The sequence below is a fragment of the Bradyrhizobium sp. CCBAU 11357 genome (assembly GCF_028128865.1).
Classification (GTDB): Bacteria; Pseudomonadota; Alphaproteobacteria; order Rhizobiales; family Xanthobacteraceae; genus Bradyrhizobium.
Genome location: NZ_LBJW01000004.1, coordinates 33239 through 45096 on the forward strand (window position 1 = coordinate 33239; position 11858 = coordinate 45096).

Annotated in this window: 10 protein-coding genes, 1 tRNA gene and 1 pseudogene; 8 read left to right on the forward strand and 4 right to left on the reverse strand. The window is 60.5% G+C overall.

Translation table 11 applies throughout. The annotated features are described in order from the left end of the window. Positions 1 to 358: pseudogene (locus XI05_RS00435) on the forward strand (methyl-accepting chemotaxis protein); the annotation flags it as partial. Between the two features lie 113 nt (positions 359 to 471). Here XI05_RS00435 and XI05_RS00440 read toward each other — a convergent pair. Beyond that, entirely contained in the window at positions 472 to 720 is a 249-nt protein-coding gene (locus XI05_RS00440) for a DUF3175 domain-containing protein (RefSeq protein ID WP_036026154.1), read from the reverse strand. Between the two features lie 288 nt (positions 721 to 1008). Here XI05_RS00440 and XI05_RS00445 point away from each other — a divergent pair, with 288 nt between their 5' ends. The 3 genes from XI05_RS00445 (at position 1009) to XI05_RS00455 (ending at position 5028) form a co-directional block, all read left to right on the forward strand. Beyond that, a complete protein-coding gene (locus XI05_RS00445) occupies positions 1009 to 2496 on the forward strand; it encodes an MFS transporter (protein WP_271497801.1) in 1488 nt (495 codons plus the stop codon). Positions 2497 to 2500: 4 nt separating this feature from the next. Then, entirely contained in the window at positions 2501 to 3322 is an 822-nt protein-coding gene (otsB, locus tag XI05_RS00450) for a trehalose-phosphatase (RefSeq protein ID WP_271497803.1), read from the forward strand. A gap of 242 nt (positions 3323 to 3564) precedes the next feature. After that, complete coding sequence (locus XI05_RS00455) at positions 3565 to 5028, forward strand: trehalose-6-phosphate synthase (RefSeq protein ID WP_271497806.1); 1464 nt, start codon at positions 3565 to 3567, stop codon at positions 5026 to 5028. Positions 5029 to 5079: 51 nt separating this feature from the next. Here the strand turns inward: XI05_RS00455 and XI05_RS00460 are convergent, their stop codons facing one another. Beyond that, on the reverse strand, positions 5080 to 5421 hold the full coding sequence (locus tag XI05_RS00460) for a hypothetical protein (RefSeq protein ID WP_172788248.1): 342 nt from the start codon (positions 5419 to 5421) through the stop codon (positions 5080 to 5082). Between the two features lie 193 nt (positions 5422 to 5614). Between XI05_RS00460 and XI05_RS00465 the strand changes: the two genes are divergently transcribed. From XI05_RS00465 to XI05_RS00475, 3 genes are all read left to right on the forward strand, one after another. Then, positions 5615 to 5704, forward strand: a tRNA-Ser gene (locus tag XI05_RS00465). 504 nt (positions 5705 to 6208) lie between these two features. Beyond that, positions 6209 to 7099, forward strand: coding sequence for a hypothetical protein (locus XI05_RS00470; protein ID WP_271497808.1), 891 nt, complete (start codon positions 6209 to 6211; stop codon positions 7097 to 7099). Positions 7100 to 7144: 45 nt separating this feature from the next. After that, complete coding sequence (locus tag XI05_RS00475; RefSeq protein ID WP_271497811.1) at positions 7145 to 8284, forward strand: hypothetical protein; 1140 nt, start codon at positions 7145 to 7147, stop codon at positions 8282 to 8284. Between the two features lie 594 nt (positions 8285 to 8878). Here the strand turns inward: XI05_RS00475 and XI05_RS00480 are convergent. Continuing rightward, positions 8879 to 10189 carry a recombinase family protein gene (locus XI05_RS00480; protein ID WP_271497814.1) on the reverse strand — a complete coding sequence of 437 codons (1311 nt, stop codon included), beginning with the start codon at positions 10187 to 10189 and terminating at the stop codon, positions 8879 to 8881. Continuing rightward, positions 10186 to 10635, reverse strand: a complete 450-nt coding sequence (locus XI05_RS00485; protein WP_271497816.1) for a DUF2924 domain-containing protein — start codon at positions 10633 to 10635, stop codon at positions 10186 to 10188. Before XI05_RS00485 ends, XI05_RS00480 begins: the two co-directional genes overlap by 4 nt. A gap of 290 nt (positions 10636 to 10925) precedes the next feature. On the opposite strand from XI05_RS00485, the gene XI05_RS00490 reads away from it, so the two are divergent. Next, the gene (locus XI05_RS00490) at positions 10926 to 11858 is read left to right on the forward strand and encodes a hypothetical protein (protein WP_271497819.1); all 933 of its coding nucleotides are present in this window, start codon (positions 10926 to 10928) and stop codon (positions 11856 to 11858) included.

An 11858-nucleotide genomic window follows, 5' to 3' on the forward strand; every position in this document is an offset into this window, starting at 1 on the left:
GAAGGCGACCGACGAGATCTCCTCGCACATTGCAGGGATGCAGGGCGCGACCGCCGAATCGGTCGCCGCGATCAAGGAGATCGGCGCGACGATCGGCCAGATCTCGTCGATCTCGACCTCGATCGCGAGCGCGGTGGAGCAGCAGGGCGCCGCCACCCAGGAGATCGCCCGCAGCGTCCAGACCGTCGCGCAGGGCACCCAGACCGCGGCCACCGACATCGGCCAGGTCAACCGCGGCGCCGCCGAGACCGGCTCGGCCTCGGAAGAGGTGCTGAACTCGGCCAAGACGCTGTCGAGCGAAAGCACCCGTCTTCGCGCCGAGCTCGACCGCTTCATGGGCAATATCAGGGCGGCGTAGAGACCGCGGGAAGAACGCGTAGGGTGGATTAGCGAAGCGCAATCCACCACCTTGATGTCACGGCCGGGAGTGGAACGGTGGGTTACGGCTTCGCCTAACCCACCCTACAAATCTCACTCCCTTCCGAACGCCCGCTTCAGCTCGACCTTGGCCCGCTCCAGCCGCGTGCGCTGCGTCTTCGGCAGCGTCTTGCCGGCGCGGTTGATGTAGAAGGTCAGCATCGACAGCGCCGAGCGATAGGCGCCGGTCTTGCGTCGCGAGCTGTGCTCGGCCGAGCGCTTCAACGAAGCCGCGATCCTCTTCGCGCTCGTGAGCTTGAACACCCCTTGCTTGAGGTCGAGCGCATCGCTCTCCTCTGTCACGCGCTGCGACCAGCGCCTTGTGGCGCGTTTCGTGCTCTTGGGCGCGGCCGCGCTACGCGGCGCGGGCCGCTTTTTCGAGAATGTGTCGTCTTTCTGACCTGAGCCATGCGCCAACTCCTTGCGGCTCCAGCGGAAACGAGCGGTGCCCCCGGGCGTTCCGCGGGAACCCGGCCTCATCGCAAACGTTGTCGCAGGTGGCAGGCAGATTGCCGCAGCCCGATGATCGGATCGACCCCGTCCACGTCGTGTGAAACGGGGTCGCTTCCATTGATCAGACGCAGCAACCCGATGGAATTGCAGCAAAGCCCAGCGCTGACCCATGCACCCGTTGTCCCGGCGGCGGCCGCGACCGACCGCATCGTCGAGACCAGCATTCCCGCGCGGCTCGATGCGCTGCCGTGGAGCGGATTTCACACGCGCGTCGTGCTCGCGCTGGGCATCACCTGGATTCTCGACGGTCTCGAGGTGACGCTGGCGGGTGCGCTCTCCGGGGCGCTGAAGCAGAGCCCGTCGCTGCATTTCTCCAATCTCGATCTCGGCATCGCCAACTCCGCCTATCTCGCCGGCGCCGTGCTCGGTGCGCTCGGCTTCGGCTGGCTGACCGATCGTATCGGCCGCAAGAAGCTGTTCTTCATCACGCTCGCGCTCTATCTCTCGGCAACGGCCGCGACCGCGCTGTCGTGGGACGTCGCGAGCTACGCGCTGTTCCGCTTCCTCACCGGTGCCGGCATCGGCGGCGAGTACACCGCGATCAACTCGACGATCCAGGAGCTGGTGCCCGCGCGCTATCGCGGCTGGACCGATCTCGTGATCAACGGCAGCTTCTGGATCGGCGCTGCCATGGGCGCGGTCGCCGCCATCGTGCTGCTCGATCCCGCTGTTGTCGGCCCCGATCTCGGCTGGCGCCTCGCTTATCTGATCGGCGCAACCCTCGGCCTCGTCGTGCTCCTGATGCGGATGTGGATTCCGGAGAGCCCGCGCTGGCTGATGATCCACGGCCGTCCCGACGAGGCCCACGCCATCGTCGACGAGATCGAACGCTCGGTGACCGGGCATGGCCAGGACACGGGCGAGGGTCGCTTCCCGAAGATCCGCCTGAGAATGCGCGATCACACGCCGATCGCCGAGGTCGTCCACACCTTGTTCTCGGTCTACCGCCAGCGCGCCCTGGTCGGCCTCGCGCTGATGAGCGCGCAGGCGTTCTTCTACAACGCCATCTTCTTCACCTTCGCGCTGGTGCTGACCGATTTCTACGGCATCAGCGCCGATCACGTCGGCTGGTACTTGCTGCCCTTTGCGGCCGGCAATTTCCTCGGGCCGCTGCTGCTCGGACGCCTGTTCGATACGCTCGGCCGCCGCACCATGATCATGTTCACCTATGGCGCATCGGGCGTGCTGCTGGCGCTGTCAGGCTATTTGTTCTCGATCGGCGTGCTGAGCGCGCAGGGGCAGACCATCGCCTGGATGGTGATCTTCTTCTTCGCATCGCCCGCCGCGAGCGCGGCCTATCTCACCGTCAGCGAGACGTTTCCGCTGGAGGTTCGCGCGCTGGCGATCGCGGTGTTCTATGCGGTCGGCACCGGCATCGGCGGCGTGATCGGGCCGGCGCTGTTCGGCGCACTGATCGACACGGGATCGCGAACCAGCGTGTTCGCCGGCTATCTGCTGGGCGCCGTCCTGATGATCGCGGCCGCGATCGTGGCGTGGCGCTATGCCGTCGCTGCCGAGCGCAAATCGCTCGAACACATCGCGCGGCCGCTCGCCTTTATGGAGTAGACTGATGAAATCGGAACTTGCGGAAATGGCGTTGGACCAGAAGCTCACCACACCTGATGACGAAGAGACACCGGAAACGGTGCCAGTGCCGCATGCGTTGGTGCCGCATCTCGATGAGATCGCCATTCTGCTCGACATCGACGGTACGCTGCTCGAGCTGATGCCGACGCCGCGCGAGGTGTGGGTGCCACCGGGCCTGTCGGAAACACTGAAGCATCTGACCGAGCGCACCTCCGGGGCGCTGGCGCTGGTCAGCGGCCGCTCGCTCAACGACATCGACCTGATCTTCGCGCCCGATGTATTCCGCGCCGTCGCCGGCCACGGCGCGGAGATGCGGCTGGCGGTGGACAGTGAAGCGGATGCCCTGCACGCGCCGCCGCTCGACAAGGAGCTGAAGCGACGCCTCGCCGCCATTGCCAAGCTCAGCCCCGGAATCCTGCTCGAGGACAAGGGCTATTCGCTCGCGCTGCATTACCGCCTGGCGCCGCATGCGGAGAAGGCGATCTACGAATCCGTCTCGCTGATCCGGGCCGATCTGCCGAGTGCACCGATCGAGGTGCTGCCCGGCAAGTTCGTCTGCGAGATCAAGCATTCCGGATTCACCAAGGCGAGCGGCGTGCGCGAGTTGATGAAGCACGCGCCGTTCAAAGGACGTCGTCCGCTATTCATCGGTGATGACGTCACGGACGAGACCGTGTTCGCGATCATGCCCGACATGGACGGGCTTGCGTTCTCGGTCGGCCGCCGCGCCATGGGTGTGAATGGCCACTTCGATGCGCCGGCGGATGTGCGTGCGTTCCTGGCGCACCTGCTCGATCCCAGGTGAAACCAAGGCAGCGCCATCTCGCAGACATAAAGGCTTTCATCGCAGCGCCATTGCGCGCCGCGATGCATGCTGCGCAATCGGGCCGGAAACGCTGTCTTTGCAGCGATATTCCCGGGTTCCGTGAGGAAAACCAGTTCCAACGCGCACGCCCGATTTTGGTTTCAATTGGTTGAAACGATGATCAGGAACCATATTGATGAACGGCAGTTAAATGGGGCGGAATGAACAGGAGGGGACGACCTGTGAACTTGATCGTCGTTTCAAATCGCGTCGCCCGCGGCAAACCCAATGAGCCCATGACGGGCGGCCTTGCGGCGGCTTTGCTTCCCGTGGTGGAACATTCTGGTGCGATCTGGGTCGGTTCCTCCGGCCGGGTGCGTGATGGCCATCAGAAGGAACCGTTCGCCGAGATCGAGGCGCTCGGGACAGGCGCGATCGCAACGCTGGATCTGCCGGCGGCGCATTACGGCGGTTATTACGAAGGCTTCGCCAATTCAGCGCTGTGGCCGGCGTTGCATTCGCGCAGCGATCTCATTCGCGTCTCGCGCGAGGATTATGTCAGCTATCGCGAGGTGAACGCCTTCATGGCGCGCGCCTTGATGCGGTTCCGCAAGGCCCGGACTGCTTTCTGGGTGCAGGACTATCATTTCCTCGCGCTCGGCGCCGAGCTGCGCGAGCTCCGCGTCGACGATCCCGTCGGCTTCTTCCTGCATACGCCATGGCCCGTCGCCGCAGTGATGCAGGGCGTGCCCAACCATCGCGAGCTGATCACGGCGATGCTGGCGTACGATCTGCTCGGTTTCCAGACCGAGGAAGATCGGCAGAACTTCCTCTCTTATGTCGGCGGCGAGCTCGGCCTCACCATCGAGGACGGTGTCGTGATCTCGCAGCACGGTCGCACGCGCTGCGAAGTCTTCCCGATCGGCATCGATGCGGAGAAGTTCGCGGCCTATGCCACGAAGTCGGCCGCGCATCCGGACGTGTCGCGGCTGCGCCGCAGCCTCAACGGCGAGCGCCTCGCGATCGGTGTCGACCGGCTCGATTATTCCAAGGGTCTCGTCAACCGCATCAGCGCATTCGACCGGCTCTGGACCGAGCAGCCGCAGTTTGCGCGCAGCATCTCGCTGCTCCAGATCGCCAACCCCTCGCGCGGCGGCATCGAGGCCTATGGCAATCTTCAGAACGAGGTCGCGCGTCTCGTCTCCGACGTCAATGGCCGCCACGGCGAGGTCGATTGGACGCCGATCCGCTATCTGAACAAAGGCTTCAGCCAGGCCGTGCTCGCGGGTCTCTACCGCACCGCGCAGATCGGCGTGGTGACGCCGCTGCACGACGGCATGAACCTCGTCGCCAAGGAATATGTCGCCGCGCAAAACCCCGCCGATCCCGGCGTGCTGGTGCTGTCGAAGTTCGCTGGCGCCGCCAACGAGCTCGACGCCGCGCTGCTGGTCAATCCGCACGACATCGACGGCATGGCCCGCGCGATCGCGATCGCCGCATCCATGCCGCTCACCGAGCGCAAGATGCGCTGGGACGCGATGATGAAGAAGCTGCGCGGCCACACCATCCAGCAATGGTCCGCCGATTTCGTCGCCGAGCTCGAGAAGTGCCGCACCGAGAAGGCGGCCGTGGCCCCGCTCGCAGCCCAGCCGCCGCAGGCGCTGCGCTGGCTGAAGTCGGCGATCTCAGGCGTGCGGTTGATCTAGACTAGCTCGTCTCCCTCTCCCCACAAGCGGGGAGAGGTGAAAACGGCAACCTCAATAGCAATACGACACGCCATCCAGGATCGCGCATTGCCGCTTGTTCGGCGCGTTCGGATCGTCCAGCGGCACCACGCCCTTGCCCTGGCCGACGAACACGCCGGGCCCGACATGCACGGAGCTCTTGTTGCCGATGATCACGCTCTGATGCGGCGTCGAGCTCGAGCGCGTGCCGTCCGGCCAGAGGATGGAATCGCCCGAAAGCACCCCGCGCCGGCCGTCGTCGCAGCTGACGTCGACGCCCTGCCGGGTGCAGACCTCAGCCAGGGCCGGCGTGGCAAGAGCGGAGCCGAGGACCGAAATCAGGCTCAAGGCGGCGATGGTCTTGGTGATGGTCATGGCGTCCCGGTCGTGTTTGGCGGCTTGCCGTGAATCGTCGCGCCAGAGCCGCCCGTGGTTCAGCCGGCAGTCTCGTCCAGGTACGTATCGAGCCTCATATTGTGCTGTAAATACAATAAGTTGCGGAAAATCACCTGATTTATCCCCCGATCCCTTGCAAAATCGTCGGCGCCCCTTCAAGAGAGGGCGCTCCGGAGAGATGGCCGAGTGGCTTAAGGCGCACGCTTGGAAAGCGTGTGTGCGGGAAACCGTACCGTGGGTTCGAATCCCACTCTCTCCGCCAGCTCCTCTTTCGAACACCCTCTCGACGCTCGTCTAGGCTCTTTTTCGCGCGGATTTTGTGCGCAAATTACAGGCGAACCGTACTCAGCGAATGAGTTTTGCGCCTGAAGCCTTCTCCGATGCCCCTGGCTTCTCCAAACCTCTGTACTTTCCGGGCACGTAACGGACGGATAAGACCCATTGAAATTTCAGGAATTTTGCCAAGAACCTTAAAAGATCAGCCGACCATTCTCGGATACGGACAGGGCAAGTCTTGGGATCGCTGGGATCCAGTTTTGCGTCGGGCAGCGTCGATTCTTGGGGAAGCGTTGCTCGCATCGGTTGAGGATCATTTCATACGCGCGCTGTGTAGAATAAAAATGTAGCGGGCAGGGAGGAGTTACATGTCGACCAAGACAAGGAAATTGCAGCAGCGCTGACGTCACTGTTGAGGGTACAGAGCTTCGACGTCGCGGAGCTACCTCGCAGAGAGGATTTGGGACGCGAGTGGTCTTTCGAGCCAGCCGTGCAACCGGCGCAAAAGGCCATCGCTCTGTTCCAGTTGGTCCCCGACCACATAGTCCCGGAGTTGCCGCCAGCCGCGCGTAGCCAGCTCAGAAGCGCTGCCGATTCTGTCTATAATCTGTTCAATCAAATAAAGTCATTCTCTGCGCAGTCGGGAAATGCGTCCGGCGAGCGTCAAGGCATCCTATCTAGTCTGAAAGACAGCTATGAAGGCTGGTTTAACCAATTGCAACCGGCTCTGGTTTTTTCAACCAGCACGCAACGGGATTTCTCACGGATCGAGAACGAGGCCCGCGCCGCAGCGCAAGCTGCTCAGGACGAGGCATTGCGTCTCACGTCTGTACCGGCCGAGCATCAAAAAGAAGCTGAGCGCGTCTTATCGGACGTACGGAAGCTCGCGGCTGAGCAGGGTGTAGGATTTCAGGCGGCATACTTCAAGACAGAGGCCGATAAGCACGACGATACGGCATCCAAATGGCGTTTGTGGACGGTGGGGGCTGCCCTTTTGGTCGCGGCACTAGCGGTCCTATCTCCGTTCGTCACCAAGATAGACTTACTTAAACCGCAAGACATTCACGATTCTATCCAACTGCTCGCGGCCAAGCTCGTTATCTTCACCACAACCGGTTATCTCTTAGTGCTATCTGCGCGGAATTTTCTAGCCCACACCCACAACACCATCGTGAACCGCCATCGACAAAACGCGCTCCTGACGTTTCAAGCTCTCGTGGACGCAGCGAAGGGAGAAGACAAGAAGGACATTGTGCTTACCCAAGCTGCTGCTTGTATGTTTGCGCCGCAGGAAACGGGCTTCACCAAGCACCAAGCCGAAGGGGGAGCGAACGTCATCCAAATGCTCGCGAAGCTTCCGACAGAGAAGTCTTCAGCCTAATTAAATAGCCGGTGTACGCGTCCCACATAGCAAGGTGTTGGTCCCATGCTTAGCCAGCCGGTGGTCAGGCGTCTCGTGCTTGCGCGGTACCTATTTGAGCTTGCTCTGCAGAATGTTCGATCACAACAAGAGACCGGCGACGCCGCTTGCGTTAGTCTGCTGCAGGATGCGACCGAAATATTCTTTGTGGCTGCGCTTGATCATCTCAATGTCCAACAGTCAAAGCCAAAGACCGAATTTCCGCAACTACTGGACAAGCTAAGCGAGGCACTTGGGGCGGATTTGCCTTATCGAAGGCGGCTCTTGGAGGTTAATCGAGTTCGCGTTGCTGCGAAGCATGATGGCATCTTTCCGAACCGAAAGGAGATTGATGGGTACGTGACCGATACTCGGAAATTCCTAGAGGAGGTTTGTCAGAAAGCCCTGGGCGTGGATTTCTGGACGGTGAGCTTAGTCGACCTTCTGGACGACGATGAGGCCAAAACATTCTTGCAAGCGGCCGAGGCGTCACACCGCAAGGCAGACTACGTTGACTGCCTAGTGAACTGCCGCAAGGCTTTTTTCGTGACATTTGAGACGTGGTACGACACCCAAAAGGACCTCAACAATACCTTCGGACTGTTCGGTAGCCGCGCGCCGTACTTTGCTCGCGATAGGGAGTACATTAAGAAGAACGTGCGCGACCACTTCGACTACATCGTTCTGGACCACTCACAAATAGACCGAGATTTGACTAAAGAGGGTATCGATCACACCGCATTTTGGAATGTATGGCGCCTGACACCGGAAGTTTACCGCCACAAAAAAGAGGATGTGTGGCGAATAAAGCATGATCCTCGCCGCGTTGAGCCCTCTGGCTCTAAAGAACGATCTACCGTTGCATTGTCGGCCATGACTTCCATTTTGCTCGCGCGACAAAACACAGCGCGAGCTACGCGATATATTGGAGGATCAAGTTACTCGGACGTAAAAGCTAAAGCGGGCACGACTTTCTATGAAAAGGCCGACAAAAGTAGCCCAGTTGCTGGCCATCTTCCGGAAGGGGAGGACCAAATCTCGATTAGCTACGCAACGCAGGGCCTCAACGATGATGACTGGTATTGGTCCGCGATGTTTGCGAAGCCGGGGGAGCCCCCCTTGCTCATCGTGGGATACGTCTTAGACGCAGACTTGATCCCCGGATAACACGCTAGATCACGGGGCGGGCACGTTAACGAGTGGTAGCGATTGTGCTAGTGATGGTGCGTCGAAGCGAATTGTGCAGATTACAAGGGCATTACTATTGCCTTCACGCCCTCCACTAGAGAGGGCCGGACGCCCGCCGTGATAAACGTCGGCGAGTAGCCGTTTTCATTAGTTCAATTCACGAACCAAAATGTACTCGTTGCGCTGCCCAATCCGAGGGGAAGGGCTTTAGTAGCATTTTAAGCTCAAGGGTCTTGCTTTGCCGTCCGTCCAGTATGGACTGGACTAGATCGGGAGCTAGCAAGGTAAGACGGAGCACGCGGCAGACGTAGGACTCGTTAACTGCTTCACGCTTCGAAAGTTCTGCTGCGGAGCCATAGCATCCAGTCTCGATCAGCCGCCGCCATCGGTGCGCTTTCGCGAGGGCAGTAATCAAGCTGTTGCTTGGTCGTGATCGAGGAGAGGTCCAAGGCTCGACGCCGCCGGGGACCACAATTTGCTTTCTGCCGCCGCTCTGTCGGAAATCGACCGGGATGCTAACAACTAGCTCGCTTCCGTCGCGGCTGAGCCGCACATCGTGTTTGGTTTTGGTTGTCACGCCGCCTCCGCAATCGACCCGTTGCCCTTCAGGTCCGCGACAAGCGAAGCGAAGCCATCCACCCGAAGGTGCAAATCAACCTTTGCAGCGGTCACGACGACCTTAGCCGCAATGAGCTGCAGGATCCGGGCCTGCTCGGCGGGAAATAATTCGCTCCACACCTGATCAAAATCGACGAGAGCTTCGCGGACCGATCGTTCGGTGGTTCCTGGCGTGCAGACCCGCATCTTCTTCCAGGTCGCCACAATTAGCTCAGGGGAGGCAAGCACGCGACGGACCTGGTCGACTACAATCTCCTCGATCTCCCCTGCGGGAACGCGGAAGGCCGCTGATGCGGCTGCGCCCTTGAGGGTCTGCTGGCTGACGTAGTAGCGGTATAGCTTGCCTCGACGGCGAGTGTGGGTCGGAGACATCGCAACGCCAGCGCCATCGAAGATGAGCCCCTTGAGTAGGGCAGGGGTTTGCGCCCGGTGCTTTGCGGCTCTCTTGTGAGGGCTTTCCTGCAGGATGGAGTGTACCTGGTCCCAAAGCTTACGCTCGATAATGGCGGTGTGTTCGCCCGGATAGGCCGTGCCCTTGTGAACCGCATCCCCGATGTAGGTTCGATTATTCAGCAGCTTGTAGAGCACACCCTTATCGATGGCTTGGCCATAGCGATTGCGGACGTCCTTCTGCTTGAGCTCTCGGGCTAGGAGGGTGGCCGAGCCCAAAGTCACAAATCTGCGGAATATCCACCGGACGGTCTCCGCATTCTGGTCATTGATCACCAGCTTGCGATCTTTGACCTCGTAGCCGAACGGCGCCCATCCGCCCATCCACATGCCCTTCTTGCGAGAAGCCGCGAACTTGTCGCGGATGCGCTCACCGGTGACCTCGCGTTCGAATTGGGCAAAGGAGAGCAAGATGTTCAGTGTCAGCCGGCCCATGGAGGTCGTTGTATTGAAGGACTGCGTGACCGAGACAAAGGTGACAGTGCGTCGGTCGAAAGCTTCCACCAGCTTTGAAAAGTCCATCAATGACCGAGACAGCCGGTCGATCTTGTAGACCACCACCACGTCGACCTTGCCGGCCTCAATGTCGGCCAAAAGGCGCTTGAGGGCGGGGCGTTCCAGCGTGCCACCGGAGAAACCGCCGTCGTCGTATTGATCAGGAACGAGAAGCCAACCTTCCTGCTTGTGGCTTGCGACATACGCTTCGCATGCCTCGCGCTGGGCCTCGAGGGAGTTGAATTCCATGTCCAGGCCTTCCTCGCTGGACTTGCGGGTGTAGACCGCACACCACAGCTTGCGAATGACCGGCTTGCTCATACCGACGCTCGCTGGCTCTTCAAGCCAAAGAAGATCAAGCCATTCCACCGCGTGCCCGTGATTGCTCGGGCGACGGCAGAAAGCGACTTGTAAGGCCTGCCCTGGTACTCGAAGTCGGCGTCGCGGACCGTCACCCGGTGCTCGACACCCTTCCACTCCCGAATAAGACGCGTGCCGCTGACGGGGCGGTCCGAATTTTTGTGCCGAACCCGCTTGCTGCCCTTGGACGGCAGGTCGGCCGCCAGGGCCTCCAGGCGCCGCACCGTATCAGCGGAGAGCCCACCGTACGCCAGCTCCTGGATCCGGTACGCCAACCGGCTTTCAAGGAAACGGCGGTTGTAGGGAGGTGGCTCCGAGCCGAATAGCTCGCGCCAGCGCGCCTTCAGCGTGCCCACGGGGGCACTCTTAAGAGCCGAAATCTGCGCCAAAACGCCGCCGCTAGCCATCCGCCATTCTCCAGTCCAAAGGCGCGGCATGTCCGCTCTGGCCGGGCGAGATGTCGAGTGAAACATCTCCCGTGTGGTCGGAAAATCCGCTTGCCTTTCGGGTTTGGATCCGGCTGAGGCCGAGCGCCAAAAGCTCGGCGATTTCGGAAATGCGGTCGTCGGCGGAAGGAAGGTGTGGAGATCCCGTGGGCATGTCCACTGTATGGCGATGATTCGGGAGAATATCCCGCGGTGAACCCCTGGCTTTTTGCGTTAGGTTGACACCGGCCGATTTCCGACTTGGGATGATTATGACCAGCCCCTTCAAACCTGTTCCTGACAAAGAAGTACGGCCGAAAGGCAAGCAGAGTGCTCGTGACGAGGCGGTAAGGCTCTTGAAGCCTTTTGCGCGGGTTTGGGAATGCGGGGAGCCACACGACGAGTTTCGCAGGCAGGCGAAGGAAATCACACCGCGTGAATTGGCAGAGATCGAGGTTGAAAGCCTGGCGGAAGATCTGAACTCCATGCTTTACCGAGCTCGTACGTCTCCGCGCCTGAAGGATGTGGTGGCCGGTCTCACACAGTCGCGGGAGTCCCTTGAAGCGGCCAATTCCGCCCTGAGCTCGCTAGACGGATGGTCGCGATTCCATCTTGCCTCTCGATCGGAGCTGGCTGGAGTAGAAGCCAAATGGCTCCCTCCTCTCGACTGCTCAGGACCAGGAGAGTTTGTGGAGCTCTCATCCCGAATTGCTCGCCAAATCGAGGCGACCATAGATGACTTGCGAATTCGTTTCGGCGGTCATGACACTGCAGACCGTGGCGGAAGGAGCCGTTACGAGGAGCGTTTTTTTGGTCCAGTCAAAGGCAGGTTCGTCAAAGAAGCTTTTGAGCTATTTGAGGCGTATCACCCTGGGAGAGCGACCTCTCACGCGGAATCGGATTTCTGCGAGTTTGTTCACCATGTGTATGCTTATGCCACCAATGTTACTAAGGAGGACTCGGTCGCGATAGCCTATAAGCTGCGCGAAATAGTCGGCCGTTTGCGCGAAGCGAAGAAATTGAGGCTCGAGATTCGCAAGATCGAAGAAAGAATGCAGGTGGTCTCGCGGGATAGCATTGAGTACCAGGTTCTGCATGAAGCGCATAAGCAGAAGAGAAAAGGCGTCGCCGCAGCTGGCTCAAAAGTGGTGCCAAGTCTCGTTCCTCGTTCGAAAAGGGTACCTGCGAGAAAAGAGCCTAAGTAG

What these genes read in the sequence shown, in the direction of transcription:
- XI05_RS00460 (WP_172788248.1), bottom strand. Translation starts at nt 5,421, where the DNA reads ATGACCATCACCAAGACCATCGCCGCCTTGAGCCTGATTTCGGTCCTC.
- XI05_RS00490 (WP_271497819.1), top strand. Translation starts at nt 10,926, where the DNA reads ATGACCAGCCCCTTCAAACCTGTTCCTGACAAAGAAGTACGGCCGAAA.
- XI05_RS00480 (WP_271497814.1), bottom strand. Translation starts at nt 10,189, where the DNA reads ATGAGCAAGCCGGTCATTCGCAAGCTGTGGTGTGCGGTCTACACCCGC.
- otsB (WP_271497803.1), top strand. Translation starts at nt 2,501, where the DNA reads ATGAAATCGGAACTTGCGGAAATGGCGTTGGACCAGAAGCTCACCACA.
- XI05_RS00475 (WP_271497811.1), top strand. Translation starts at nt 7,145, where the DNA reads ATGCTTAGCCAGCCGGTGGTCAGGCGTCTCGTGCTTGCGCGGTACCTA.
- XI05_RS00445 (WP_271497801.1), top strand. Translation starts at nt 1,009, where the DNA reads ATGGAATTGCAGCAAAGCCCAGCGCTGACCCATGCACCCGTTGTCCCG.
- XI05_RS00485 (WP_271497816.1), bottom strand. Translation starts at nt 10,635, where the DNA reads ATGGCTAGCGGCGGCGTTTTGGCGCAGATTTCGGCTCTTAAGAGTGCC.